General features: G+C 65.4%; 20 protein-coding genes. 8 read left to right on the forward strand and 12 right to left on the reverse strand.

Features of this window, described 5'->3' with window-relative positions; all coding sequences use genetic code 11:
• Positions 1-134: 134 nt before the first annotated feature.
• Both ACZK29_RS11145 and ACZK29_RS11150 read left to right on the forward strand, forming a co-directional pair.
• Complete coding sequence (locus ACZK29_RS11145; protein WP_478445987.1) at positions 135-2,711, forward strand: glycoside hydrolase family 3 protein; 2,577 nt, start codon at positions 135-137, stop codon at positions 2,709-2,711.
• Positions 2,712-2,902: 191 nt separating this feature from the next.
• A complete protein-coding gene (locus tag ACZK29_RS11150; RefSeq protein ID WP_478445988.1) occupies positions 2,903-4,150 on the forward strand; it encodes an arsenic transporter in 1,248 nt (415 codons plus the stop codon).
• A gap of 25 nt (positions 4,151-4,175) precedes the next feature.
• On the opposite strand, the gene ACZK29_RS11155 is transcribed toward ACZK29_RS11150, so the two are convergent.
• The 5 genes from ACZK29_RS11155 to ACZK29_RS11175 all read right to left on the reverse strand — a co-directional run bounded on the left by ACZK29_RS11155 (position 4,176) and on the right by ACZK29_RS11175 (position 9,614).
• A complete protein-coding gene (locus tag ACZK29_RS11155) occupies positions 4,176-5,615 on the reverse strand; it encodes an OprO/OprP family phosphate-selective porin (RefSeq protein WP_478445989.1) in 1,440 nt (479 codons plus the stop codon).
• 134 nt (positions 5,616-5,749) lie between these two features.
• The gene (locus tag ACZK29_RS11160) at positions 5,750-6,526 is read right to left on the reverse strand and encodes an ABC transporter permease (RefSeq protein WP_005409726.1); all 777 of its coding nucleotides are present in this window, start codon (positions 6,524-6,526) and stop codon (positions 5,750-5,752) included.
• Positions 6,510-7,343 (reverse strand): ABC transporter ATP-binding protein, encoded by an 834-nt coding sequence (locus ACZK29_RS11165; RefSeq protein ID WP_057504056.1) that lies wholly within the window; start codon positions 7,341-7,343, stop codon positions 6,510-6,512. The genes ACZK29_RS11160 and ACZK29_RS11165 overlap by 17 nt, the downstream gene beginning before the upstream one ends.
• A 14-nt stretch (positions 7,344-7,357) precedes the next feature.
• Complete coding sequence (locus ACZK29_RS11170; RefSeq protein WP_197643296.1) at positions 7,358-8,416, reverse strand: ABC transporter substrate-binding protein; 1,059 nt, start codon at positions 8,414-8,416, stop codon at positions 7,358-7,360.
• A 76-nt stretch (positions 8,417-8,492) separates the two neighbouring features.
• Positions 8,493-9,614, reverse strand: a complete 1,122-nt coding sequence (locus tag ACZK29_RS11175) for a 4-oxalomesaconate tautomerase (RefSeq protein ID WP_478447083.1) — start codon at positions 9,612-9,614, stop codon at positions 8,493-8,495.
• A 109-nt stretch (positions 9,615-9,723) separates the two neighbouring features.
• Here ACZK29_RS11175 and ACZK29_RS11180 point away from each other — a divergent pair, with 109 nt between their 5' ends.
• Positions 9,724-10,626 (forward strand): LysR family transcriptional regulator, encoded by a 903-nt coding sequence (locus ACZK29_RS11180; RefSeq protein ID WP_111111694.1) that lies wholly within the window; start codon positions 9,724-9,726, stop codon positions 10,624-10,626.
• A gap of 65 nt (positions 10,627-10,691) precedes the next feature.
• On the opposite strand, the gene ACZK29_RS11185 is transcribed toward ACZK29_RS11180, so the two are convergent.
• From ACZK29_RS11185 to ACZK29_RS11195, 3 genes are all read right to left on the reverse strand, one after another.
• Positions 10,692-13,340 carry an excinuclease ABC subunit UvrA gene (locus tag ACZK29_RS11185; protein WP_478445990.1) on the reverse strand — a complete coding sequence of 883 codons (2,649 nt, stop codon included), beginning with the start codon at positions 13,338-13,340 and terminating at the stop codon, positions 10,692-10,694.
• Between the two features lie 131 nt (positions 13,341-13,471).
• Positions 13,472-13,990, reverse strand: coding sequence for a hypothetical protein (locus ACZK29_RS11190; RefSeq protein ID WP_164146308.1), 519 nt, complete (start codon positions 13,988-13,990; stop codon positions 13,472-13,474).
• 45 nt (positions 13,991-14,035) lie between these two features.
• Positions 14,036-14,467 carry a BLUF domain-containing protein gene (locus tag ACZK29_RS11195; protein ID WP_164146309.1) on the reverse strand — a complete coding sequence of 144 codons (432 nt, stop codon included), beginning with the start codon at positions 14,465-14,467 and terminating at the stop codon, positions 14,036-14,038.
• A gap of 515 nt (positions 14,468-14,982) precedes the next feature.
• Here ACZK29_RS11195 and ACZK29_RS11200 point away from each other — a divergent pair.
• Positions 14,983-15,234: a hypothetical protein gene (locus tag ACZK29_RS11200; RefSeq protein WP_049430784.1), complete on the forward strand. Its 252-nt coding sequence runs from the start codon at positions 14,983-14,985 to the stop codon at positions 15,232-15,234.
• A gap of 56 nt (positions 15,235-15,290) precedes the next feature.
• Here ACZK29_RS11200 and ACZK29_RS11205 read toward each other — a convergent pair whose 3' ends face one another.
• Entirely contained in the window at positions 15,291-16,160 is an 870-nt protein-coding gene (locus ACZK29_RS11205) for a methylenetetrahydrofolate reductase (protein ID WP_478445991.1), read from the reverse strand.
• Entirely contained in the window at positions 16,160-17,074 is a 915-nt protein-coding gene (locus ACZK29_RS11210) for a LysR family transcriptional regulator (RefSeq protein WP_111113799.1), read from the reverse strand. The genes ACZK29_RS11205 and ACZK29_RS11210 overlap by 1 nt, the downstream gene beginning before the upstream one ends.
• A 75-nt stretch (positions 17,075-17,149) precedes the next feature.
• Between ACZK29_RS11210 and msuE the strand changes: the two genes are divergently transcribed.
• The 3 genes from msuE to ACZK29_RS11225 are packed head-to-tail and all read left to right on the forward strand — an operon-like array spanning position 17,150 to position 19,845.
• Positions 17,150-17,737, forward strand: coding sequence for an FMN reductase (gene msuE / locus ACZK29_RS11215; protein ID WP_478445992.1), 588 nt, complete (start codon positions 17,150-17,152; stop codon positions 17,735-17,737).
• A gap of 56 nt (positions 17,738-17,793) precedes the next feature.
• The gene (locus tag ACZK29_RS11220; protein WP_478445993.1) at positions 17,794-18,771 is read left to right on the forward strand and encodes a DUF1852 domain-containing protein; all 978 of its coding nucleotides are present in this window, start codon (positions 17,794-17,796) and stop codon (positions 18,769-18,771) included.
• 39 nt (positions 18,772-18,810) lie between these two features.
• Positions 18,811-19,845, forward strand: coding sequence for a methionine synthase (locus tag ACZK29_RS11225; RefSeq protein WP_106548479.1), 1,035 nt, complete (start codon positions 18,811-18,813; stop codon positions 19,843-19,845).
• A gap of 109 nt (positions 19,846-19,954) precedes the next feature.
• Here ACZK29_RS11225 and ACZK29_RS11230 read toward each other — a convergent pair whose 3' ends face one another.
• A complete protein-coding gene (locus ACZK29_RS11230; RefSeq protein WP_111113802.1) occupies positions 19,955-20,983 on the reverse strand; it encodes a tetratricopeptide repeat protein in 1,029 nt (342 codons plus the stop codon).
• A gap of 167 nt (positions 20,984-21,150) precedes the next feature.
• On the reverse strand, positions 21,151-21,660 hold the full coding sequence (locus ACZK29_RS11235; RefSeq protein WP_459047741.1) for a hypothetical protein: 510 nt from the start codon (positions 21,658-21,660) through the stop codon (positions 21,151-21,153).
• A gap of 66 nt (positions 21,661-21,726) precedes the next feature.
• On the opposite strand from ACZK29_RS11235, the gene ACZK29_RS11240 reads away from it, so the two are divergent.
• A complete protein-coding gene (locus tag ACZK29_RS11240; RefSeq protein WP_478445994.1) occupies positions 21,727-22,530 on the forward strand; it encodes an endonuclease in 804 nt (267 codons plus the stop codon).
• Positions 22,531-22,597 lie beyond the last annotated feature (67 nt).

Here is a 22,597-nt window from a genome sequence, read left to right on the forward strand (position 1 = left end):
CTCAAAACCCATGCCGCTGTGCAGCAAGCATTCGTCCCACGGGCTGGGTATGCTCGGTTTTGACTGACAACGCTGTCAGGTTGCTTTCCGGCCGCCGAGCCCACCCAAGCCACCCTTCCGAGATGATTGTTCCGATGAACGTCCGTCATTCCGATCGTGCGAAGCGCAACCCCGTGTTCCGTCCCCACCGCCTGATGCTGGCTGCGGCGCTTGCCATGGCACTGGTACCTGCGTCCGGTGCGGCCCCTGCCGCGGTGAACGACGCAGGTACCATCACGCCCGCGCACTGGCCCAGGGCAACCTGGCCGCTGGCCAACGATCCGGCCATGGAACGACGCATCGACGCGCTGATCGCATCAATGACGCTGGAAGAAAAGGTCGGCCAGATCGTGCAGGGTGATATCGCCAGCATCACGCCCGATGACGTGCGCAGATATCGATTGGGTTCAATACTGGCAGGCGGCGCATCCGACCCAGGTGGCCGCTACAACGCAAAACCCGCCGAATGGCTTGCGCTGGCCGACGCGTTCTGGGAAGCGTCGATGGACACGCGCAACGGTGGCAAGGCAATTCCCATCGTCTGGGGCATTGATGCGATGCATGGCCAGAGCAACGTCGTGGGTGCCACTCTGTTCCCGCACAACATCGGCCTGGGCGCAGCGCGCAACCCGGAATTGCTGCGCGAGATCGCAAGGATCACCGCGGCCGAAACCCGCGTGACCGGCATGGAATGGACCTTCGCGCCGACCGTGGCCGTCCCGCAGGATGACCGCTGGGGGCGCACGTACGAGGGCTACTCGGAAGATCCGGCACTGGTGGCCAGCTATGCAGGGGCCTTCGTCGAAGGCCTGCAGGGCAAGGCGGGGGCCGCGGACTTCCTCGACGACCACCACGTGATGACCACGGTCAAGCATTTCCTCGGCGATGGCGGCACGGGCAACGGCAAGGACCAGGGCAACACCACGGTCAGCGAGGCCGAATTGCGTGACATCCATGCCGCCGGATACCTGCCGGCGATCAATGCGGGCGCGCAGTCGGTGATGGCGTCGTTCAACAGCTTCCATGGCGAGAAGATGCACGGGCACAAGCCACTGTTGACCGATGTGCTGAAGGGGCGGATGGGCTTCGGCGGCTTCGTGGTCGGTGACTGGAACGGCCATGGCCAGATCAAGGGCTGCAGCAACACCGACTGCGCGAAGACCTACGTCGCCGGCCTGGACATGGCCATGGCACCGGACAGCTGGAAGGGGATGTATGAAAGCACGCTGGCCCACGTGAAGGACGGCAGCTTGCCGGAGGCGCGGCTGGACGATGCCGTCCGCCGCATCCTTCGGGTGAAGATGCGCATGGGCCTGTTCGACAAACCCAAGCCCTCCGAGCGCGCATTGGGCGGCAAGTTCGAGCTGCTCGGGGCGCCGGCGCATCGCCAGGTGGCGCGGCAGGCCGTGCGTGAATCGCTGGTGCTGCTCAAGAACCAGAACCAGCTGCTGCCACTCTCGCCGAAACAGCGGGTACTGGTTGCCGGCGATGGCGCCAACGACATGAGCCGTCAGGCGGGTGGCTGGACGCTCAGCTGGCAGGGCGATGGCACGCGTCGCGAGGACTTCCCGAATGCGGAAACGATCTGGGAAGGTCTGCAGGCACAGGTCAAGTCGGGCGGCGGCCAGGCCGAACTGGCCATCGATGGCCATTACCGCAATCGCCCCGATGTGGCCATCGTGGTGTTCGGCGAAGATCCCTACGCCGAATTTCAGGGCGACCTGCCCAACCTGATGTTCAAGAATGGCAAGTCCGGAGACCTGGAGCTGATACGACGCCTGAAGGCAGACGGCATTCCGGTCGTGGGGGTGTTCCTGAGCGGGCGCCCGCTGTGGCTGAACCGCGAAATCAACGCCGCCGATGCCTTCGTGGCTGCGTGGCTGCCGGGCTCGGAAGGTGGGGGCGTGGCCGATGTGCTGCTGCGCGGGGGCGATGGGCGCGTGCAACACGACTTCCGCGGAAAGCTGAGCTACTCCTGGCCACGCCGCGCCAACCAGTACGAGAACAACGTAGGGCAGAAGGACTACGACCCGCAGTTCGCCTTCGGATACGGCCTGACCTATGCCGACAAGGGAAATCTGCCTGCGCTTTCCGAGGACCCCGGCATTGATCCGGACGCCGCGGGTAGCGGCACCCTGTTCGAGCGTGGTGTGGCCGGCACCGGCCTGATGCTTCGCCTGACTGCCGCCAATGGCGAATCGACCGATGTCGTGCATCCCAATGCAACCACTGCCGACCAGTCACTGGCGATGGTCGCGATCAACACCGATGTGCAGGAGGGCGCACGCCAGTTCAGTTTCCGGGCGCCGGCCACGGTGGCGTTGCAGGCCAATACTCCGCTGGACTGGTCGCGCGAGACCAACGGCGAGCTCTCCGTGGTAGCGACCGTGCGTGTCGAACAGCTCCCGGCGGAATCCGCAGTGACACTGGGTGCCGCCTGCGGGGCGGCGTGTGCTGCCGAGGTTGCGCTGGGCCCTGCGCTGTCGGCAGCGCCGCGGAATGAGTGGGTCAGGTTGGGCGTTCCCCTCAAGTGCCTGGCCAAGGCCGGGGCAGACATGAGCCGCTTGAGCGTACCGTTCGCACTGCGCGCCGGAAAGGGCACAACGCTTGCGATTACATCGGTCGTACTGGGCACCGAGTTCGATCGCAAGGTGGAGTGCGCGACGCAGTAGGCGCCGTGTTGAATGCCTTGGCGCGGCCGTCACGGAACGCGCCGCGCCAGGGCATTCGCTGGGCAGCCGGCACGGTATGATGCCGCAACCCCGGCACTTGCACTGATCGCAGCGGGCGCCTGCACGCCGATCACGTACTCCGGAGAACCGGCGGCGGGGTCGATGGATGGCACCGCGCACGCCCCTACTCCATGCTCGCTTCCCATTCTTCGCTCATCATCTGGATTGCGGTGGCCATTGCCACTGTCGGCCTGCTGTTCCGCCCGTTCCGCATCCCGGAGTACGTGTGGGCGCTCGGCGCGGCCGCGTTGCTTCCGCTCAGCGGCACCGTGTCGTTCGGCACTACCTGGCACGCAGTCGCCGAAGGTCGCGACGTCTACCTTTTCCTGGTCGGCATGATGGTACTGGCCGAGCTCGCCCGCCGCGAAGGGCTGTTCGACTGGCTGGCGCTGTATGCGGTGCGGCATGCGGGCGGCTCTGGGCGGCGCCTGTTCGACCTGGTGTTCCTGGTCGGCACGCTGGTAACGGTGTTTCTTTCCAATGATGCGACAGCCGTGGTGTTGACCCCGGCAGTCTACGCGGCCTGCAAGGCGGCCCGCGCCAATCCCCTGCCCTACCTGTTCGTCTGTGCCTTCATCGCCAATGCGGCCAGCTTCGTGTTGCCCATCTCCAACCCGGCCAACCTGGTGGTCTACGGCCAGCACATGCCACCGCTGCTGCAGTGGCTGGCGCAGTTCGCACTGCCCTCGCTGGCGGCGATCGGTGCGACCTATCTTGTGCTGCGCTGGGTGCACCGGCGCGAGATCGCACAGCCGCTGGTGGCCGCGCCGCAGCATCGCCCGCTGACCGAGGGCGGGCGCCTGAGTGCGCTGGGTGTGCTGTTCACCGGCAGCGTGCTGCTGGTGACCTCTGCACTTGACGGACCGCTGGGCGTGGCCACGTTCTGCGCCGGTGCACTGAGCGTGGCGGCGGTGGTGGTTCGTCAGCGCCGCAGCCCGCTACCGCTGCTGCGCCACGTATCCTGGGGCGTGCTGCCGCTGGTGGCCGGGCTTTTCGTGCTGGTTGAAGCGGTAGCGCAGACCGGCGTGATCCAGAGTGCAGCCGGCGCTCTGCAGGCGCTGGCGAAGGCGTCGCCGCAGCAGGCCAGCTGGCTGGCGGGTGGTGCGGCCGCATTGCTCAGCAACCTGGCCAACAATCTGCCGGTCGGCCTGGCGGCCGGTTCGCTGGGCCAGATGGCAGAGCTGCCGGCACAGACCCGTGCCGCATTGCTGGTTGGCGTGGACCTGGGCCCGAACCTGTCGGTGACCGGCTCGTTGGCCACGATGCTGTGGCTGGTGGCGCTGCGTCGCGAGGGCGAGCATGTCAGCGCGCTCGACTTCCTGCGCGTCGGCGCGCTGGTGATGCCGCCCGCGCTGATCGGAGCGCTGCTGCTGCTCTGATCGGCGCGCGGGCGGCGTATCGGTGTCAGAACGCCAGCTGCAGGCGGGTATTGAAGGTAGTGCCTTCATCCCTGCCTGCTGCACTGCCACTACGGTGGCGGGTCTGCCAACGGACGGCTTCGAACATCACGCGGCTGAAATCGTTGAGGTACCAGTTCGCGCCCAGCGTCCACGCGTGGCCGGTGCCGCCACTGGGCAGTTCGGCATAGTCCACGTCTTCATAGCGGCCCTTCAGCTCCCATGCGCCGCGACCGCCACGCGTCACCGGGTCGGCCACCTTCACGCGTCCCCAGGTACCGGTCTTGCCCGTGTAGGACGGGCGTGCGCCAGCCAGGAACCAGCCGGCCGAGATCGCCCAGGCCTCGTGGTCACGATCATAACGGCCGCTGGCGTCGCTCCCCCGCAGGCTGCGGGTGCCCCATTCGCCAGTCGCCCACGCCTTTCCGAAGAAGCCGGCCAGTTCGGCACCGTAAGCCGTGCTGCGCTCGGCGCCCAGCAGTGTGCCCGGCGCGATCTTGACCAGATCGTTGAAATGCCCGGCGATGGCCGAACTGCGAACAACGCCGCTGGCGCCTGCGGCGATCTCCTCGTGGAACGCCCAGGCCCCCAGGTGCACCGTGACCGCGTCGCTGGCCACGGGGTTCCAGTGCACGCGCGTGGCCCAGGTCTGGCTGTCGTTGTCGGTGCCGGCGTTGTTGAGATCGTTGCCGGCCACCGACACGCTGGCATGCCACCCCTTTCCATACACGCGCTCGGTCAGCCCGACACCAAACAGGCCGCGCTGCGGCAGCATCAGCGTGCCGACCACGTTGCGCTCCTGGAATGGCGTGTTGGAGGTGCTGCTGGAGCCATCGATACCGCGATCATTCAAGCGATTGCCAACCGTGAGATCGGCCGGCAGGCCGAACAGGGTGTGGTCCAGCGTGGCATAGACCGACTTCCAGGCCACCGCATTGTCGGCGAAGTCGCCCTCCACCACCCAGCCCAGGGTTCCGTAGCGTCCCTCTGCGCCCAGGCGCACCGAACGGATCTCCGTTCCCGAAACGTTGCGGTCGGCGACCGCGGAACCGTCAGTACTGGAGGCATCGACGAACAGGCGTCCGCGGGGACGGAACACCGTATTGCCGTCGGCACTGCTGAGCTCCGGTGCGCCCTTGGCCCAGGACACCTTCGGCAGCTTGGACTGGTTGGATTCCAGTGCCGCCACCCGCGTCTCAAGCACAGGTGCGGGCGCCGGCGACGTGGGTAGTCCGGCCGCTATGCCCTGCCCGCCCTCGACGGCGCGCAGGCGCGCTTCCAATTGCTGGATCTGCAGCGCCTGCTGCTGCACCAGGCGTGACAGTTCGGCCTGGCTCAGTGGTGCGGGCGGGGGCGAAGTGGACTGGGCGCCTGCGTGACCGCTGGCCAACAGCAGGCCGAGCGCGACCGACAGCGCTGCCAGCGGCAGCACGGTGGAATGATTCATGGGCTCTCTCTCCGGCCAGCCGGCCCCCTGGCCCGGCGCTGGCCTGTTGCGGTGGTGCGGGGGAAGATCGGGGGAGGAAGTGCGCGCCGCCGGATCGGTCCGGCGGCGCGGCGGGCTGGCTCAGCGCGGCCGGTTCAGCTGGTGGCCTGTGCCTGGGCGTTGGGACGCCAGGTGATCAGCTTGTTCTCGACCACGTCCAGCAGGGCGTCGATGACCAGCACGAAGGCGGCCAGGATGATGATGCCGGCGAACACGCCCACGGCATTGAAGTTGCCCTCGGCCTGCGCGATCAGGTAACCCAGGCCCGCCGAGGCCCCGAGGTACTCACCGATGATCGCGCCGACCACCGCGAAGCCCACCGAGGTGCGCAGCGAGGACAGGATCCAGCTGGCTGCTGCGGGGAAGTAGACATGGCGCAGCAGGTCGCTGCGGCTTGCGCCCAGGATGCGGGCATTGGCCAGCACCACCGGATTCACCTCGCGTACGCCCTGCATGGCATTGAAGAACGTGGTGAAGAACACCAGGGTGACCGCCAGCGCCACCTTCGACCACAGGCCCAGCCCCAGCCACAACACGAAAATCGGCGCCAGCACTACGCGCGGAATTGCGTTGAAGCCTTTGATGAAGGGGTCGAGGATGCGCGCCGAGCGGCGGCTCAGGCCCAGCCAGACACCGCCGGCGACACCCAGACCGGTGCCGATGATGTAGCCCAGCGCGGTTTCGGTCAGGGTGATGTAGACGTGCTGGTAGAACGAGGTATCGGACAGCCAGGTCCAGGCCTGCTGCACGATCGCTGTCGGCGAAGGGAAGAAGAACGGATCGATCACGCCCAGTGCGATACCGCCTTCCCAGCCGCCGAAAACGGCGACTACCAGGGCCAGTTGGATGAATTTGTCAGTCTTGGCGTGCATAGCTCTTCTCCACTTCGCCGCGCAGGCAGGCCCAGATGTCGCGGTACAGGTCGGTGAAACGGTCATCCAGCTTGATCTCGGCCACGTTGCGCGGACGCTCCAGATCCACGTCGAAGCTGCGCACCACGCGGCTGGCTGGGCCGGAGGACAGCACCACCACGCGATCCCCCAGGGCGATCGCTTCTTCCAGATCGTGGGTGATCAGGATCACCGAGCGCCGGTCCTCCTGCCACAGACGCAGCAGCTCGTTCTGCATCAGGTGCCGGGTGTGGATGTCCAGCGCCGAGAACGGTTCATCCATCAGGATCACCTTCGGCTCGACGATCAGCGCCTGCGCCATCTGCACACGCTTGCGCTGGCCACCGGACAGCTGGTGGGGGTAGCGATGCTCGAAACCGGCCAGGCCGACCTTGGCCAGCCACGCGTTGGCCTTGGCCTTGCGTTCGGCTTCGGGCACGCCGCGGAAGCGCAGGCCGAGTTCAACATTCTGGTAAGCCGTCTTCCACGGCAGTAGCGCATCCTGCTGGAACAGGTAGCCGACCGACTCCTGCACGCCGCTGACAGTGCGGCCATCGATGGCTACTTCGCCGGAGGACGGTTTCAACAGCCCCGCCACGGAATTGAGGATGGTGCTCTTGCCGCAGCCGGTCGGCCCGACGATGGCAAGGAACTCGCCGTCACCCACCTGGATGTCGACATCACGCACGGCGGTGAATTCGCCGAAGGACATGGTCACCTTGTTGAGGGCGACCATGGTCTGTGCAGGCTCCAGCTGCGGCGCGCCGTTGAGCTGGCGCACGGTGGCATTGAGGGCCATGGGGTTACCTCCGCTTACGGTTGGGCAGCCGGCGCCGCAGCGTGGGCACGCTCGACGAAGGCATTGGTGTAGGTCCTGGACAGATCGATGTTGGCCTTGGCCACATCCGTGTTGAACTCGCGCAGCACCTTCAGTGGGGTTTCCAGGTCGGCCGGCGTGAAGTGACCGTCCCGGGTAAAGATCGCGCGGGCGTTCTCCACCGCGCGGGCATACGTGGCGCGGTCGCCGGAGACGTAGCTGTCCGGCAGCGCGGCAACGATCTCTTCGGCACTGTTGTCGGCGATGAACTTCAATGCCATCTGCTCGGCACGCGCGATCTTCTCGGCCGCTTCGGGGCGCTTGTCCAGGAAGCTCTGGTTGGCATACATCACCGAGGTCGGGTACAGGCCGCCATAGACCTGGCGGGCGCCGTCGTCGCTGCGCGCGTCGAGGAGGATCTTGCCGACCTTGCGCTCGGTGATCAGGGTGGCAGCCGGGTCGTAGTTGACCAGCAGGTCGATCTTGCCCTGCTCCAGGGCAGCAACCGCTGCGGCGCCGGAGCCGACGCCGATCAGCGAGATGCTGTCGGCCGGAATATCATGCTGGGCGAGGAAGTGACGGACGAAGAAGTCTGACGAGGAGCCCGGCGCGGTGATCCCGACCTTCTGGCCCTTGATGGTTTCCGGCCGGGCCGGATCGAAGGTGGCATCTTCGCGGCCGGCCATCACCAGCCCGGAATTGCGCGAGAGCAGCACAAAGGCAACCACGTCCTTGCCCTTGGCCTGCATCTGGATGGTGTGGTCGTAGAAGCCGACGGCCACGTCGGTGGAATTGGCCACCAGCGCCTGCAGTACCTTGGAGCCGCCCTGGGCGAAGTTCTCGGTCTTCACCTGCAGGCCGACGTCCTTGAAGTACCCCTTGGCGTCGGCGATGAAGAACGGCAGGTTGTTGAGGTTGTAAGAACCGACGCTGATGCGCACCGGTGCGTTGTCAGCGCTGCCTGTGGTCTCACCTTCGGCGCGGCCGCTGTTGCTGCACCCGGCCGCGGCCAGGCCGGCCGCGCACAGCGCGACCATCAGGAACTGCTTGTACATCATCCCTCCCAGGAGTGAAGCATCTACGTTGTGGTGGCGGGGCAGGCACGCCTGTGCCGACCCAGCCGGTTTCAGATCATGCCGCTGACGTCCATTGGCGGTCTTGGGTGGTACTGGCCGTGGCATGCGCGGGCGACGTTGCATATACCCGACCGTCGAACAGCCGGCGTGCGGTGCGGACCACGCTGGCAATCACCGGCGAATCGCCCGAGCTGCGACTGAGACCCACCTCCAGGGCCCCGCTCGGATGTTCGAGGGTAATGCTGCCGGGAACGGACAGGCATCCGACCAAAGTGTGGGCCAGCGTGCCCGGCGTGACGGCGGCGGTGGCCAGGCCGACCGCGCCGGTAATGGCCAGTGCGGTGTGGCATTGGTGCGGCATGAAATAGCGCACCTGCAGATCGCCCCCCTGTTGCGGCGCCGACAGCAGCACCGGCTTGGGAATGACCTTGTTGCCGGCGTCGGCGATGCCCATGCGGGCACCTGCCTCGATGCGCAGCGCTTCCAGCCGGCGCATGAACGCCGCGTCCGCGTTCAGTTCGGCGGGCGAAGCGTCACCACGTACGCCCAGGTCTTCGGCACGCACCAGCATCATCGGCATGGCGCAGTCCACCAGGCTGACCGGGACGCCATTGATGGTTTCCTGCGCGTGCCCGCTGGGCAGCAGCTTGCCGGTGCGGGCGCCTGCCGCATCGAGGAAGGAGAGCCTGACCGGCGAGGCCGAGCCCGGCGCGCCGGCAATGCGCGTATCACCGCGATAGACCACATTGCCGCCGGGCGTTTCCACCGTCGCGATGATCAGCTTGCCGGTGTTGACGTTGTGGATGCGCACCTCGGTCTGCGGATCCTGGGCCTGCACCAGCCCCCGCTCGATGGCATACGGGCCCACCGCCGCCAGCATGTTGCCGCAGTTGGGGGACGTGTCCACCACCTGCTGCTCCACCCTTACCTGGGCGAACAGATAGTCCACGTCGGCGTCTGCCCGGCTGGATCTGTCGATGATGGCCACCTTGCTGGTCAGCGCGTTGCCACCACCGATGCCGTCGATCTGCAGCGGATGACCCGACCCCATCACTTCCACCAGCAGGCGATCACGTTCGGCGGTGTTCGCCGGAAGGTCGCTGGCCAGGAAGAACGGGCCCTTGGAGGTGCCGCCGCGCATGAGCACGCAGGGAATGCTGAGCAGATCGTTGGACATACGTGTGCTAGATTGATGCGTATAGGGGATGAATGACCCCTCTGTGATTCGATACTGGCATGACCCCAATTGATCTGTGAATTGCTGATTTTTGGATGATTGATACCCAATGAGCATCAATTGCGAAATCCTCGATCTCCGCGCGTTCCTGCTGGTATCGGAGACGCGCAGCTTCCATCGGGCCGCAGAGATCCTGCACGTCTCCCAGCCGGCACTCAGCCGACGGATACAGAAGCTGGAGCAGGCGGTGGGTTCGCCACTGCTGGAGCGCACCACGCGCAGCGTCAGCACCACCGCCGTCGGCGAGAACCTGCTGCCGCTGGTGCGTCGCATGCTGGAGGAATTCGATGGTTCACTGTTCTCACTGCGGGGCCGGGACGATACGCGGGGTGCTACCGTCACCATCGCCTGCCTGCCCACGGCGGCGTTCTACTTCCTGCCCAGCGTGATGGCGCGCTTCCACGAAGCGCATCCCAACGTGCGCTTCCGGATCCTGGATATCCCGGCGACCGAGGGCCTGCAGGCGGTGGAACGTGGCGAAGTCGAGTTCGGCATCAACTTCATGGGCGCCAACGATCCGAATCTCGATTTCGACGTACTGGCCCAAGACCCGTTTGTGCTGGCCTGCCGCCGCGACCACCCGCTGGCCCGCAAGCGCAGGGTGGAGTGGGCCGACCTGGCAGAGCATCAGCTGATCACCGTGCATCGCACCAGCGGCAACCGCACGCTGCTGGACGGCGCCCTGGCGCGCGAGAACCTCAAACTGAGCTGGCACTACGAAGTGACCCACCTGTCGACGTCACTGGGCATGGTCGAGGCCGGCATCGGCGTGTCTGTCCTGCCGAAAATGGCTACGCCGGACGGGGATCATCCCACCCTGGTGACGCGCTCGATAGGCAACCCTGTGGTGTCGCGCACGATCGGGATCGTCCGTCGCCGAGGCGCCCTGCTCTCGCCTACCGCGGAACGCTTTCTCCAGATGTTGATGAGCCAGTGGCGCGGGGAGACCTGAGCATCGTTGGCTGGACAGGCCGACCCCAGATCTGGCCGAGGGTGGTGGCCGAGCATGGCTCGGCCCTACAGAGGAGCCAGCTCTCGCGCAAGGAAAGGCGCTGTCCTGCTTCCCCGCGCGCGCGCCACCTGTTGCGGCGTTCCCTTCGCCACGATGGTGCCACCCGCACTGCCTGCGCCCGGCCCGACGTCAATCACCCAGTCCGCCTGCGCGACGGCCCGCATGTCATGCTCGATCATCACCACCGTATTTCCTGCGTCGACCAGCCGCTGCAGCTGAACCAGCAGCCTGTCCGCATCCGACGCGTGCAGGCCGGTGGTAGGTTCGTCCAGCACGTAAAGCGTGCGTCCGCGCTGGCTGCGCTGCAGTTCGGTGGCCAGCTTGATGCGCTGGGCCTCGCCGCCTGAAAGCTCGGTGGCCGGCTGGCCCAGCCTCAGGTAACCCAGTCCGATGTCCTGCAGCAGCTGCAACGGCCGGGCAATAATCTCCTCTGCCATGAAGAATGAATGCGCCTGGTCCACCGTCATCTGCAGGACCTCGGCGATGTTGCGGTCGTTCCACAGCGCCTTCAGCGTGGCGTCGTTGTAGCGGGCGCCGTGGCAGGTGGGGCATGGGGCGTAGACGCTGGGCATGAACAGCAGTTCGACGCTCACGAAACCCTCGCCTTCGCAGGTCTCGCATCGGCCCTTGGCCACATTGAACGAGAAACGGCCCGCATCGAAGCGGCGACGACGTGCGGCGGGCGTCGCCGCGAACAGTTTGCGCACGTGATCGAACAACCCGGTATAGGTGGCCAGGTTGGAGCGTGGGGTGCGGCCGATCGGCTTCTGGTCCACCTGCACGACCCGCTGGATGGCGTCCACATCACCGGCCAACTGGCCTCGGGTGGTTTCGATCACCGGCGGCCCGTCGGTCGGCGAGGCCTCGGCACCATCGTCCGAGGGTTCATGCCCCAGGTGCAGCAGCATCAGCTCGGGCAAGGCCTGCGCCATCAGGCTGGACTTGCCCGACCCCGAAATGCCGGTCACTGCCGTCAGCAATCCCAACGGCACCTGGGCGTCCACTCCCTGCAGGTTGTGGCGATGGATGCCCTGCAGTTCCAGCCAGTGGGTGGCGGTGCGCTGCCGGCGGGTGGGCGCGGGTACCTGGCCGAACAGATACAGTGCCGTGCGCGAATCCTGCACCTGGCGCAGGCCGCCCGGCTCCCCGCTGTAAAGCACGCGCCCTCCCCGCTCACCGGCGTCCGGGCCCACATCCACCAGCCACTGCGCGCGGCGCATCAGCTCCAGATCGTGTTCCACGACGAACACCGAGTTGCCTCCATCACGCAGCCGGTCCAGCGCGTCGTACAGCGCCTGGCTGTCGGCAGGATGCAGTCCGGCCGAAGGCTCGTCGAGCACGTACAGCACACCAAACAGCAACGAGCTGAGCTGCGTGGCCAGCCGCAGGCGCTGCAGTTCGCCGGCGGACAGCGTGGGCGTGGCGCGGTCCAGCGAGAGATAGCCCAGGCCAAGCCCCCGCAGTTGCCGCACCCGCCCCATGACCCCGTCCGCCAGCCGCTGTGCAGCCAGCCGCTTCTCTTCGGACAGGGCCGAGGTCAGGCGGACATCCGGAGCCGCAGCGTGGACGGCGCGACCGCTGGCCGCTCGCTGGCTGCGGTCGCGTCGCGTGGTCGTCTTGCTGGTGCGTTCGCCCCGGCTGTGCGCGCTGAAGTCACCTCGCGCGATGGGCTCCAGCAGATCTGCCAATTGATCCAGAGGCAACCGCATGAACTCACCGATATCCACACCCGCGAAGGTGACCGAGAGCGCCTCCGGCTTCAGGCGCTTTCCGTGGCAGGCCGGGCACAGCTTGCCTTCCATGTAGCGGGAAACCCGTTTGCGCATCAGCGCGCTCTGGGTATTGGCGAAGGTATGCAGCACATAACGACGCGCGCCGGTGTACGTGCCCATGTAGCTCGGTTCGAGCTTTCGCTTGAGCGCTGCCCGGGTCTCGGCAGGCGTGAAGCCGGCATAGACCGGCACGGTGGGTGTTTCCTCGGTGAACAGGATCCAGTCTCGATCCTTCTTCGGCAGCGTCTTCCACGGCACATCGATGTCGTAGCCGAGCGTGACCAGGATGTCGCGCAGGTTCTGGCCATGCCATGCCGGCGGCCAGGAGGCGATGGCGCGCTCGCGGATGCTCAGCGACGGGTCCGGCACCATCAAGGCTTCGGTCACTTCGTAGACATGCCCCAACCCGTGGCAGGTACTGCAGGCGCCCTGCGGCGTGTTGGGCGAGAAGTCCTCCGCGTAGAGCATCGGCTGGTTGGCCGGATATGCGCCTGCACGCGAATACATCATGCGTACCAGGCTGGAGAGCGTGGTGACACTGCCCACCGATGAACGCGCATTGCTGGCGCCGCGCTGCTGCTGCAGGGCCACTGCCGGCGGCAACCCGTCGATGGCATCCACGTCGGGAACGCCTGCCTGGTCGATCAGTCGCCTTGCATAGGGAGCGACGGACTCGAAGTAGCGCCGCTGCGCCTCCGCAAAGATCGTTCCGAAGGCCAGCGATGACTTGCCGGAGCCCGAAACGCCGGAAAACACCACCAATGCGTTGCGCGGAATGGAGACGTCGACATTCTTGAGGTTGTGCTCGCGCGCGCCGCGCACCTCGACGCAACCGCTGGCAGCGGCGGCACATGACGACTCGCCAAAGGGGGTATTGGACATCTTCGCGATCCTGTTGGCAGAGGAAAGCGCGCGTGAGGCGCGCCCGATGGCGCATTCTCGCTGCTGCGGGGTGAACATGGGGGATGGCGCGGTCACGCCATGCGTGACTCCCGAACACCCATAACGGGCTGTCAGCGCCCGTCCGGCCGAACCGGCTCGCGGGCACCTGTTCTGGGAGCAAACGCCACCTTCTCTCCATTGACCAGCTCGACGACGAACTGGTTGGAGCGATTGAAGCCGATGTTGGTCACCCACGAGAGGTGCGAGACGGTGCGCCGAAGCTGCGATGTGCGCCGATACAACTGATCGAGCGTAACGGTGCGAACCAGGCGGCCGCGATTGTAGAAATGCAGCACCGGCTCGCTCAACGTCACGTCAGCCGGAACCAGGTTCATGCCTTCGTAGCCGACCACGACCGACTCCCCATCGTCCGACGGGAACAACCAGCGATGCCATCCGGGTATCAGCCAGGCATCCTGACCCGATGCCTGTGGCGTTACCCGCGTTGAATTGACGGCTGGATCGGAATCAGCACAGAGATTTCGAGTGGGGGAACATGCCGTGAACCTCTCCGGCGGCGGCAGCGGGGAGTCGGCAAGCGCCGGGCCCGAAGCCAGCAGTGCAGCGAGGAGTGTGATGAGAACCTTCATGTCACCGCACACCATGATCAAGTGAAGTGGCCGCCGAACCGGAAACTAAGCGGCGCGCACGTAGGGCGCTACCGCCACGGCAAGCACATCGATTCCCCACGCCGAGCCTGCCATCTCCTCGGGCTGGCTTCTCTTGAAGCGTGACCAGTCGGCCCTTGCAAGTCTGCCGACCAGAAGCTGATCGGCAGGAAGCTGGTGCATCGACCAATAGGGAAACTGCCGCGTGGAGACGCGCCCTCGCGCCAGCTCCACGACATCCGTATGGCTGGTCGATTGCAGCACGCGCTCATAGACGCTGGCCACGCCATCTTCCGGCCCTTCGAAGTACTGCACGAATCGCGTGCCGTCGTGCAGCAGCACGCCCGTCACGCCTGCAACCTTGTTGAACCTCGCGGCATCGGCCACGAGCGCCTCGAGGCGATCAATCGAAAGACCTTCCACTGCTTGACTTGCATATACAACGGCCCGAATGGGCATGGATTTCGCCTTGAATGTGACGCCACATCGGCACCTGCTCACACTCTAGCACCCGGCACAAGCCTGCCCCCTGGCCCTGATTCTTAACTCTTCAGAATAAGGATGGTCGATGGGTGAGCCTTACGGCACGTCAGAAGGCATGATGGGCGCCCCCCACGTTCAGGGCATTGTTCATCTTCATGCGAGACATCGGACAGTTCTATGTAATCAGCGTCGAAGGAGTGGCGCGTGAGGATGGCACCCTGCTTCAGGTCACCCGGATTGATTGCTCCTGCCTGAAATGCTCAAGGCAATTCCGGGCCATTCCTGATCATGGGCTTGTCGACCTCAACGGCGCTGCTTCGCTCAGCTGCCCGGGATGCGGCAACCACCAGTCCGTCAGCCGTGCACGGCTGGAGGAATTCACGTTGCGTACTGCCCCCTGAGTTGACCCGCACCGCTTCTCGACACCGCGCCGACGCGCCCGGCACCTCTGCATCGATATCTTCCCGTAGTAGACCCACAACGGCGTTCCAATGAGTCATACCGGCATATTCAAGATCACCGACCTCACCTACAGACCGGGCGCGGAGGGCGACCTGGCCCGGGCCCTGCAGATCGAAGCAACCTGCACGGCGTGCGGCGCAACCAGTGTCTGGGGGGAGCAGGAGATGGAGCATGTGAGAGGGGGAACGGTGCTTGCGTGCCGCGCATGCGGTACGCGCCAGGCCATCAGCAATGCCGGCCTGATCAGTTGCCCGTCCGAGATACGACACCGGCAGGGCTGACCGGGACGGGACCGGGCAACCATATGCGCTGCCCGGTAGCCGTCATCGATGGCCCGTCAGCCGCCGACTGCCGATGCCTGCGGCCGGTGCCGTTTGATCCAGTCCAGTGATTGGGCAATACCACCGAACGGAAAGAAGTGCGGGCTGACCAACCCGTGGGCGTCAGTCAAACTGCTCACCAGGTGGTCCACGAATACTTCCGGCCCTGCGGTCCCGAGCAGCCGCCCGATCGAGATGCCGTACCTTGCCAGCATGGATGCACTGGCACCCACCCCGCACATTGCGGCGTAGCGTGCCAACCGCGCGATGCTTGCCGGACCCGGCACGCCGACCAGTACCGGAACATCGATGCCACGGGCGCGCAGGGCGTCCAACCAGGCCAGAACGACGTCGGCATCGAAGGCGAACTGCGTGATGATCATCGGCGCCATGCCGCGCGCTTCGATGGCCTGGCACTTGTGTTCCAGCACCTGCCAGCACCCGACACTGCCCATGACCGGATGGCCCTCGGGGTGGCCGCCGATGGCGACGGCCTTGATGCCGGCCCTCTCCAGAAGCCCGGTCTCGATGATCGAAGCGCTATCAGCAAATGGGCCGGCGGGCGTGGCCAGATCGCCGCCGATCAACAGGCACTGGGCGACACCGGCCTCGTTGGCGGCGCGCTGCAGGAACCGTTCAAGCACCACACGCGACCCGATGCGACGGGCCGAGAGATGCGGCATTGGCTCGAATCCCAGCTCACGCACCCTGCGCGCCGCAGCCAGTCGTGCGTCGTCGTCCTCGCTGGCCAGCCAGGGAATGGAGATTGTCGTGCCGCGTGGAATGCGGGCAGCCTCCGCGTGTAGCGCGGGCATGGCTTTGGCGCTCACCTCCAGCGAAAAGGCATCAAGAAAGGCCCGCGCCCGCAGCGACGTAGGTGCGGCCATTACGTGCCCCCGCGCGCATTGCTGGCCAGCGGCGTGCTGTTCCGCGCCAGTTCGATGAAAGCCTGCAGATAGTCGATACCGGTATCCGCCTCGCGTGCACCCAGGTAGATCTGCTTGGGGATGCCCTTCGCACCCAGGCGAACGGGCACCACATCCATGCGGGTGGCGTACTCCTCCACCAGCCAGCGTGGCATGGCCGCCACGCCGCGGCCGCTGGCCACCATCTGCATCATGATGTCGGTGGTTTCAATGGCCTTGTGCCGTCGCGGCGTGATACCGGCCGGCAGCAGAAACTGGTTGTAGATGTCCAGGCGCTCGAACGGCACCGGATAGCTGATCAGCACTTCCTGGCCGAGCTGGCGCGGCTTTACGTGGTCCACCTTGGCCAGGGCGTGGTTGCTGGCCACCACCAGCACCTGTTCGTAGTCGAATACGGGAATGAATTTCAGGCCCGGCTTCAGCAGCGGGTCCGGGGTGACCAGCAGGTCGATCTCGTAGCCGAACAGTGCGCCGATGCCGCCGAACTGGAACTTCTGCTTGACGTCCACGTCCACGTCCGGCCAGGCGGCCAGGTACGGCGAGACGATCTTCAGCAGCCACTGGTAGCAGGGATGGCATTCCATGCCGATGCGCAGCGCACCCCGCTCGCCCTGTGCGAACTGGCCCAGCCGTTCCTCGGCCAGATCCAGCTGTGGCAGCACCCGGTTGGCAACCGCCAGCAGGTACTGCCCGGCCTGGGTCAGCCGCAGGCTGCGGCCTTCGCGCAGCCAGACGTCGGTGCCCAGCTGCTGCTCCAGCTTCTTCATGCTGTGGCTCAGGGCCGACTGGGTCAGGTTGAGTACGCCAGCGGCGGCGGTGAGTGAGCCCTGCTGCTCGACCTGCTGCACGATACTGAGGTGGATCCGCTCCAGCATGATGATGAATCCTGCTCATGGATTGGTGAAGTAATACCATTTTACGTCATGGAAGGGCGTGGCTAGCATCGGGTCATGCTTTCACCTACCCGCCCCCTTCGAATCGTCGCCGTTTCCGGCGGATTGCAGCGCCCCTCCAGGGCCGCCACCCTGGCCGAGCATCTGCTGGGCCTGATCGGCGAAGACATCCATAGCGAGCAGCACCTGGTCGAACTGGTCGAACTGGCCCCGCAGCTGGCCGGCGCGCTCTGGCGTTCGCAGCTGCCCGACACCGTGGAACGGCAGTTGGCCGCCGTCGAGCAGGCTGATGTGCTGGTGGTGAGCACGCCGGTCTATCGCGGCTCGTACACCGGGCTGTTCAAGCATTTCTTCGACTTCGTCCACCAGGACGCACTGGTCGACACCCCCATCCTGCTGGCCGCCACCGGTGGCAGCGAGCGCCATTCGCTGGTGATCGACCATCAGCTGCGCCCGCTCTTCAGCTTCTTCCAGGCGCGCACCCTGCCGCTGGGCGTCTACGCCACCGACCGCGATTTCGCCGACGGCCGCGTGCACAACGATGCCCTGGTCGAGCGGGCACGGCTGGCGGTGCGGCGGGCCCTGCCGCTGTTGGGCCTGCCCCGCCACCGCGCCGCCGCCCTTGAGGCCGCCGCAGCACTTTGAATGCCGGATGCCTTTGCCCGCCTCCGGATGTCACCCCGCACTACGGAACGCCACCCATGACGATCGACACCTTCACCTTCAGCATCACGCGCATCCCCTTCAACGAGGATTACCAGCCTGCTGACGGGACGCGCATCACCACCAATTTCGCCAACCTGGCCCGCGGTGCGTCCCGCCAGGAAAACCTGCGCAACACGATCAGCATGATCAACAACCGCTTCAACGATCTGGCGCACTGGGACAACCCCAGCGCGGATCGCTACGCGGTCGAGCTGGACATCATCTCGGTGGAGATGCACATCGATGGCGGTGATGGCAGCGATCCGTTCCCGCTGATCGAGGTGCTGCGTCCGACCATCGTCGACACCCGCACCGGTGCCCGTACCGAAGGCATCGTCGGCAATAATTTCTCGTCCTACGTGCGCGACTACGATTTCAGTGTGGTGCTGCCGGCCAGCAACGAAGGCAAGGCCACCTTTGGCATTCCGGAAGGCTTCGGCGACCTGCATGGCAAGCTGTTCAAGCATTTCCTGGAGTCCGAGGCCTACCGTGCCAACTTCAGCAAGGGGCCGGTGATCTGCATCAGCGTATCCAGCAGCAAGACCTACCACCGCACCGAGAACCACCACCCGATCCTGGGCGTGGAGTATCGCCAGGGCGAGTTCTCTCCCACTGACCAGTACTTCGACAAGATGGGCCTGCAGGTGCGCTACTTCATGCCGCCGGGCAGCGTGGCACCGCTGGCGTTCTACTTCCAGGGCGACCTGCTGGGCGACTACTCGAACCTGGAGCTGATCGGCACCATCAGCACGATGGAGGCCTTCCAGAAGATCTACCGCCCGGAGATCTACAACGCCAACTCCGTGGCAGGCAAGGTCTACCAGCCCAGCCTGAAGCACCAGGATTACTCCTCGACCCGCATCGTCTACGACCGCGAAGAGCGCAGCCAGCTGGCGGTCAAGCAGGGCAGGTTCACCGAAGAACACTTCATCAAGCCGTACCGCGCCGTGCTTGAGCAGTGGGCTGCCCGCTGATCCACCGATTCCCCATTCGCCCCCAGGAAACAAGACGCAATGTCGACGAAGAAACTGCTTCCCACCTCCACCGCAGGCAGCCTGCCCAAGCCCTCCTGGCTGGCCGAGCCCGAGAAGCTCTGGTCACCCTGGAAACTGCAGGACGATGGCCTGATTGAAGGCAAGCAGGATGCACTGCGCCTGTCCCTGCAGGAGCAGCAGCACGCCGGCATCGATATCGTCAGCGACGGCGAACAGACCCGGCAGCATTTCGTCACCACCTTCATCGAGCACCTCAGTGGTGTCGATTTCGAGAAGCGCGAGACCGTGCGCATCCGCAACCGCTACGATGCAAGCGTGCCGACCGTGGTTGGCGCGGTCAGCCGCCCGAAACCGGTGTTCGTGGAGGATGCGAAGTTCCTGCGCCGCCAGACCGCGCAACCCATCAAGTGGGCCCTGCCCGGCCCGATGACCATGATCGACACGCTGTACGACGCGCACTACAAGAGCCGCGAGAAACTGGCCTGGGAGTTCGCGAAGATCCTCAACGAAGAGGCAAAGGAACTGGAGGCCGCCGGCGTGGACATCATCCAGTTCGACGAGCCCGCCTTCAATGTGTTCTTCGACGAAGTGAACGACTGGGGCGTGGCTGCGCTGGAGAGGGCCGTCGAAGGCCTGAAGTGCCAGACGGCCGTGCACATCTGCTACGGCTACGGCATCAAGGCCAACACCGACTGGAAGCAGACACTGGGCTCGGAATGGCGCCAGTATGAAGAGTCGTTCCCCAAGCTGCAGACCTCCAGCATCGACATCATCTCGCTGGAATGCCAGAACTCGCACGTGCCGATCGACCTGATCGAACTGGTGCGCGGCAAAAAGGTGATGGTGGGCGCCATCGACGTGGCCTCCAATACGGTGGAGACGCCGGAAGACGTGGCCAACACGCTGCGCAAGGCGCTGCAGTTCGTGGATGCCGACAAGCTCTACCCGAGCACCAACTGCGGCATGGCACCGCTGGCGCGCGAAGTGGCGCGCGGCAAGCTGCGCGCGCTCAGTGCCGGGGCGAAGATCGTGCGTGAGGAGCTTTCGGCGTGATCAGGCACCGGTTGAGCGTAAATACCGGCCGTCCCCTGGTGTGAGGCCTTCCTGCACCCGGGCCTCTGCGTGAGGTCCGGGTGAGATGGCAGTCATTGCCCGATGGCAATCATCGCCTGCGTGCACGGCGCTCCGGGCAGTCCTTCGGATCGAACAGTTCGAGGGCGCTCATTATCTGGAGATTGGTAAACGCCCCGTCATGTCCCTGTGCGACAGCCTCGCAGTACCAGTAGATCTGCTCATCCCTGTCCTTGGGCACGCCCTGCCCGCTGGCATACAGGTTCCCGAGTTCGAACTGGGCGGGCGCGTAGCCCGCCATTGCCGCCTTGCCGAACCAGGCGGCTGATTGGATATCGTCCTTCGGCACGCCGATACCATCGGCATACATGGTCGCGAGCACGGCCTGAACCTCGGCGTCGCCACTTTTGGCAGCTGCCATCAGTTCCTCAACCGAGTTGAACCTCGGCGGGGGTTCGATCTGGTCACACCACACCTGGCCCTCCTTGCCACTCGAGCACAGCTTCTGGCGAGCATCGCTGACCAGAATTCCCTTCAGATCCTGGACGGCCGCCTTGGTGTACCAGCGCATGGCCTCGGCCCGGTCTTTGGTGAGGCCCGCGCCGCCGCGCTCATACAGGCTGCCAAGGTTGTACTGCCCCGCGGAAGCTCCTCCTTCGGCCGACCTGCGGATCCAGAAGAGGCCCTGCGCATCATCCTTTGACACGCCCAATCCCTCCAGGTACATCATCCCCAGGTCGGACTGTGCAAGACCGTTGCCTTGCTCCGCCGCCTTGCGCACCCAGAACAGTGCTTGCGCGAGATCCTTGGGAACCCCGGTTCCGTTCAGATACATCACGGCAAGGGAGGATTGGGCAGATGCATGGCCCTGCTCAGCAGCCTTGCGATACCACTCAACCGCCGTCACCGGGTTCCTGACCACACCGTTGCCTTGGTTGTAGCGATCTCCAAGATCATTCTCGGCATCTGCGCTGCCGGTCTCGGCTGCTGCCAGCACGCTCTTCAACGAGGCCGCTTCGTCATTGCCAAGCGCGTGGGCGCTGCAGGCGAAAACAAACAGGCCCGTGCACAGAACTGTGCGAACCCGGGCTCCAATCGAATCTTCCATGAACTTCTTCACTCTTCATCAATTCCAGAAAAATACCGCGTGCAAATCAAACTCAGGCTTTGCCGCCCACTATCGCCATGCGCGCTGCACCTTTCCGGGCTTCCGCAACGGAAAATATTCCTACGCGCGTGGTCACGGCATCCCCCGGAACCCCGAGCATCGAGGGTGGCGATCGATGCTCAGGGCGCGATTATAGGTGCTGGTACTGCCCTTCGCAGCGCCAGGACCTTCTTGATCCGTGCCACTTCCCCAGCTCCGGCCTCGGCCAACCGACGGGCCTGCTGCCGTTGCTGCCGCGACTGTACTGGTGACGATCTGCCCGCTTCGAGTGTGGCACCCACCAGCCTCGCCACCGCATCGCGCAGCCGCAGCTGCGGGCAGAGTCGTGCAGCGCACCAGCGCTCGGCATAGCGCTTGGCCTGCCGTGCATTCGCTGCTGCAACGATCTTTGCCCTGGGCACTCTGCGTGCTTCCAGGCACACCCGGAAGCCAAGCACTGCATGCGGCACGATGTTCGCTACGGAGCGCCCATTCCACCACAGGTCCCAACGTTCGCCGCTCTGCACCCAGCCGGAATGCCGGGGGACGGACATTGAATCTGCGATCTCAAGGCGGGAATCCATGGCCGGAAGAATACGATCGGCTGTCGCACGGATTGAGATTGCGATGGCACCGCGATCATCGACCATGAATCGTTCAAGAAGGCACCGGCTGTCCGCTGCCTGGACGCGCTACCCTGTTGCCCGATGTCTTCCATGCGCAACATCCTCCATCGCGATCTCGTGTCCAAGGCCGCATCGCTGCCCCGGTTGCCTGGGGTATACACCTTCCACGATGAGGCGGGAGCCGCGCTGTACATCGGCAAGAGCGTGGACATCCGGCGACGGGTGCTGGACCACCTTCGGGCGCCGGACGAACAACGGCTTGTCGGCAGGACCGACGGGTTTTCCTGCATCCGTACCGCCGGTGACATCGGGGCGCAGCTGCTGGAAGCGCGGCTGATCAAGCAGGCCAAGCCACTGTTCAACAGGAAGCTTCGCCGCAACAAGCGACTGTGCACGATCGTGCTGGCGGCTGACGGGGTCCGCATCGAGGATGTCCACGGCGCCGATCCTGCTCAGGCCCATGGACTGTTCCCCGGCCGTCATGCCGCCATCGCCGCACTGCAGCGCCTGGCGGACGAGCACCAGCTCTGCTACGGGCGGCTGGGGATCGAATCGGTGCGTGCCGGGGCGCCCTGCTTCCGCCACCTGCTCAGGCGCTGCGCGGGTGCCTGCAACAGCAGCGAACAGGCCTCGGCTCATGACGAACGCCTGCGAGGTGGCCTGGCCGGCTACCACCGGCGGGCATGGCCCTACGCAGGCGCGATTGGCATCGACGAGCGCTCGGAGGACATGCGGCAGATCCATGTGGTGCGTAACTGGACGTACCTGGGCTCGGCGCCAACGATCGCAGCAGCGCGAAGGCTCGATACGCCAGCAGTCGGTTTTGATCGTGATGGCTACAGCGTGCTTGCAAGTCCACTGGTCAGTGCGTCGGTGAAGATCATCGCGCTCTAGTGGAATGCTGGCCGAGGCCCCACCTGGGCCAGTGGGCGAGGCGCCTTCGCACAGCCACACGAACAGA

The sequence above is a fragment of the Stenotrophomonas sp. 89682_Sma genome (assembly GCF_056481405.1).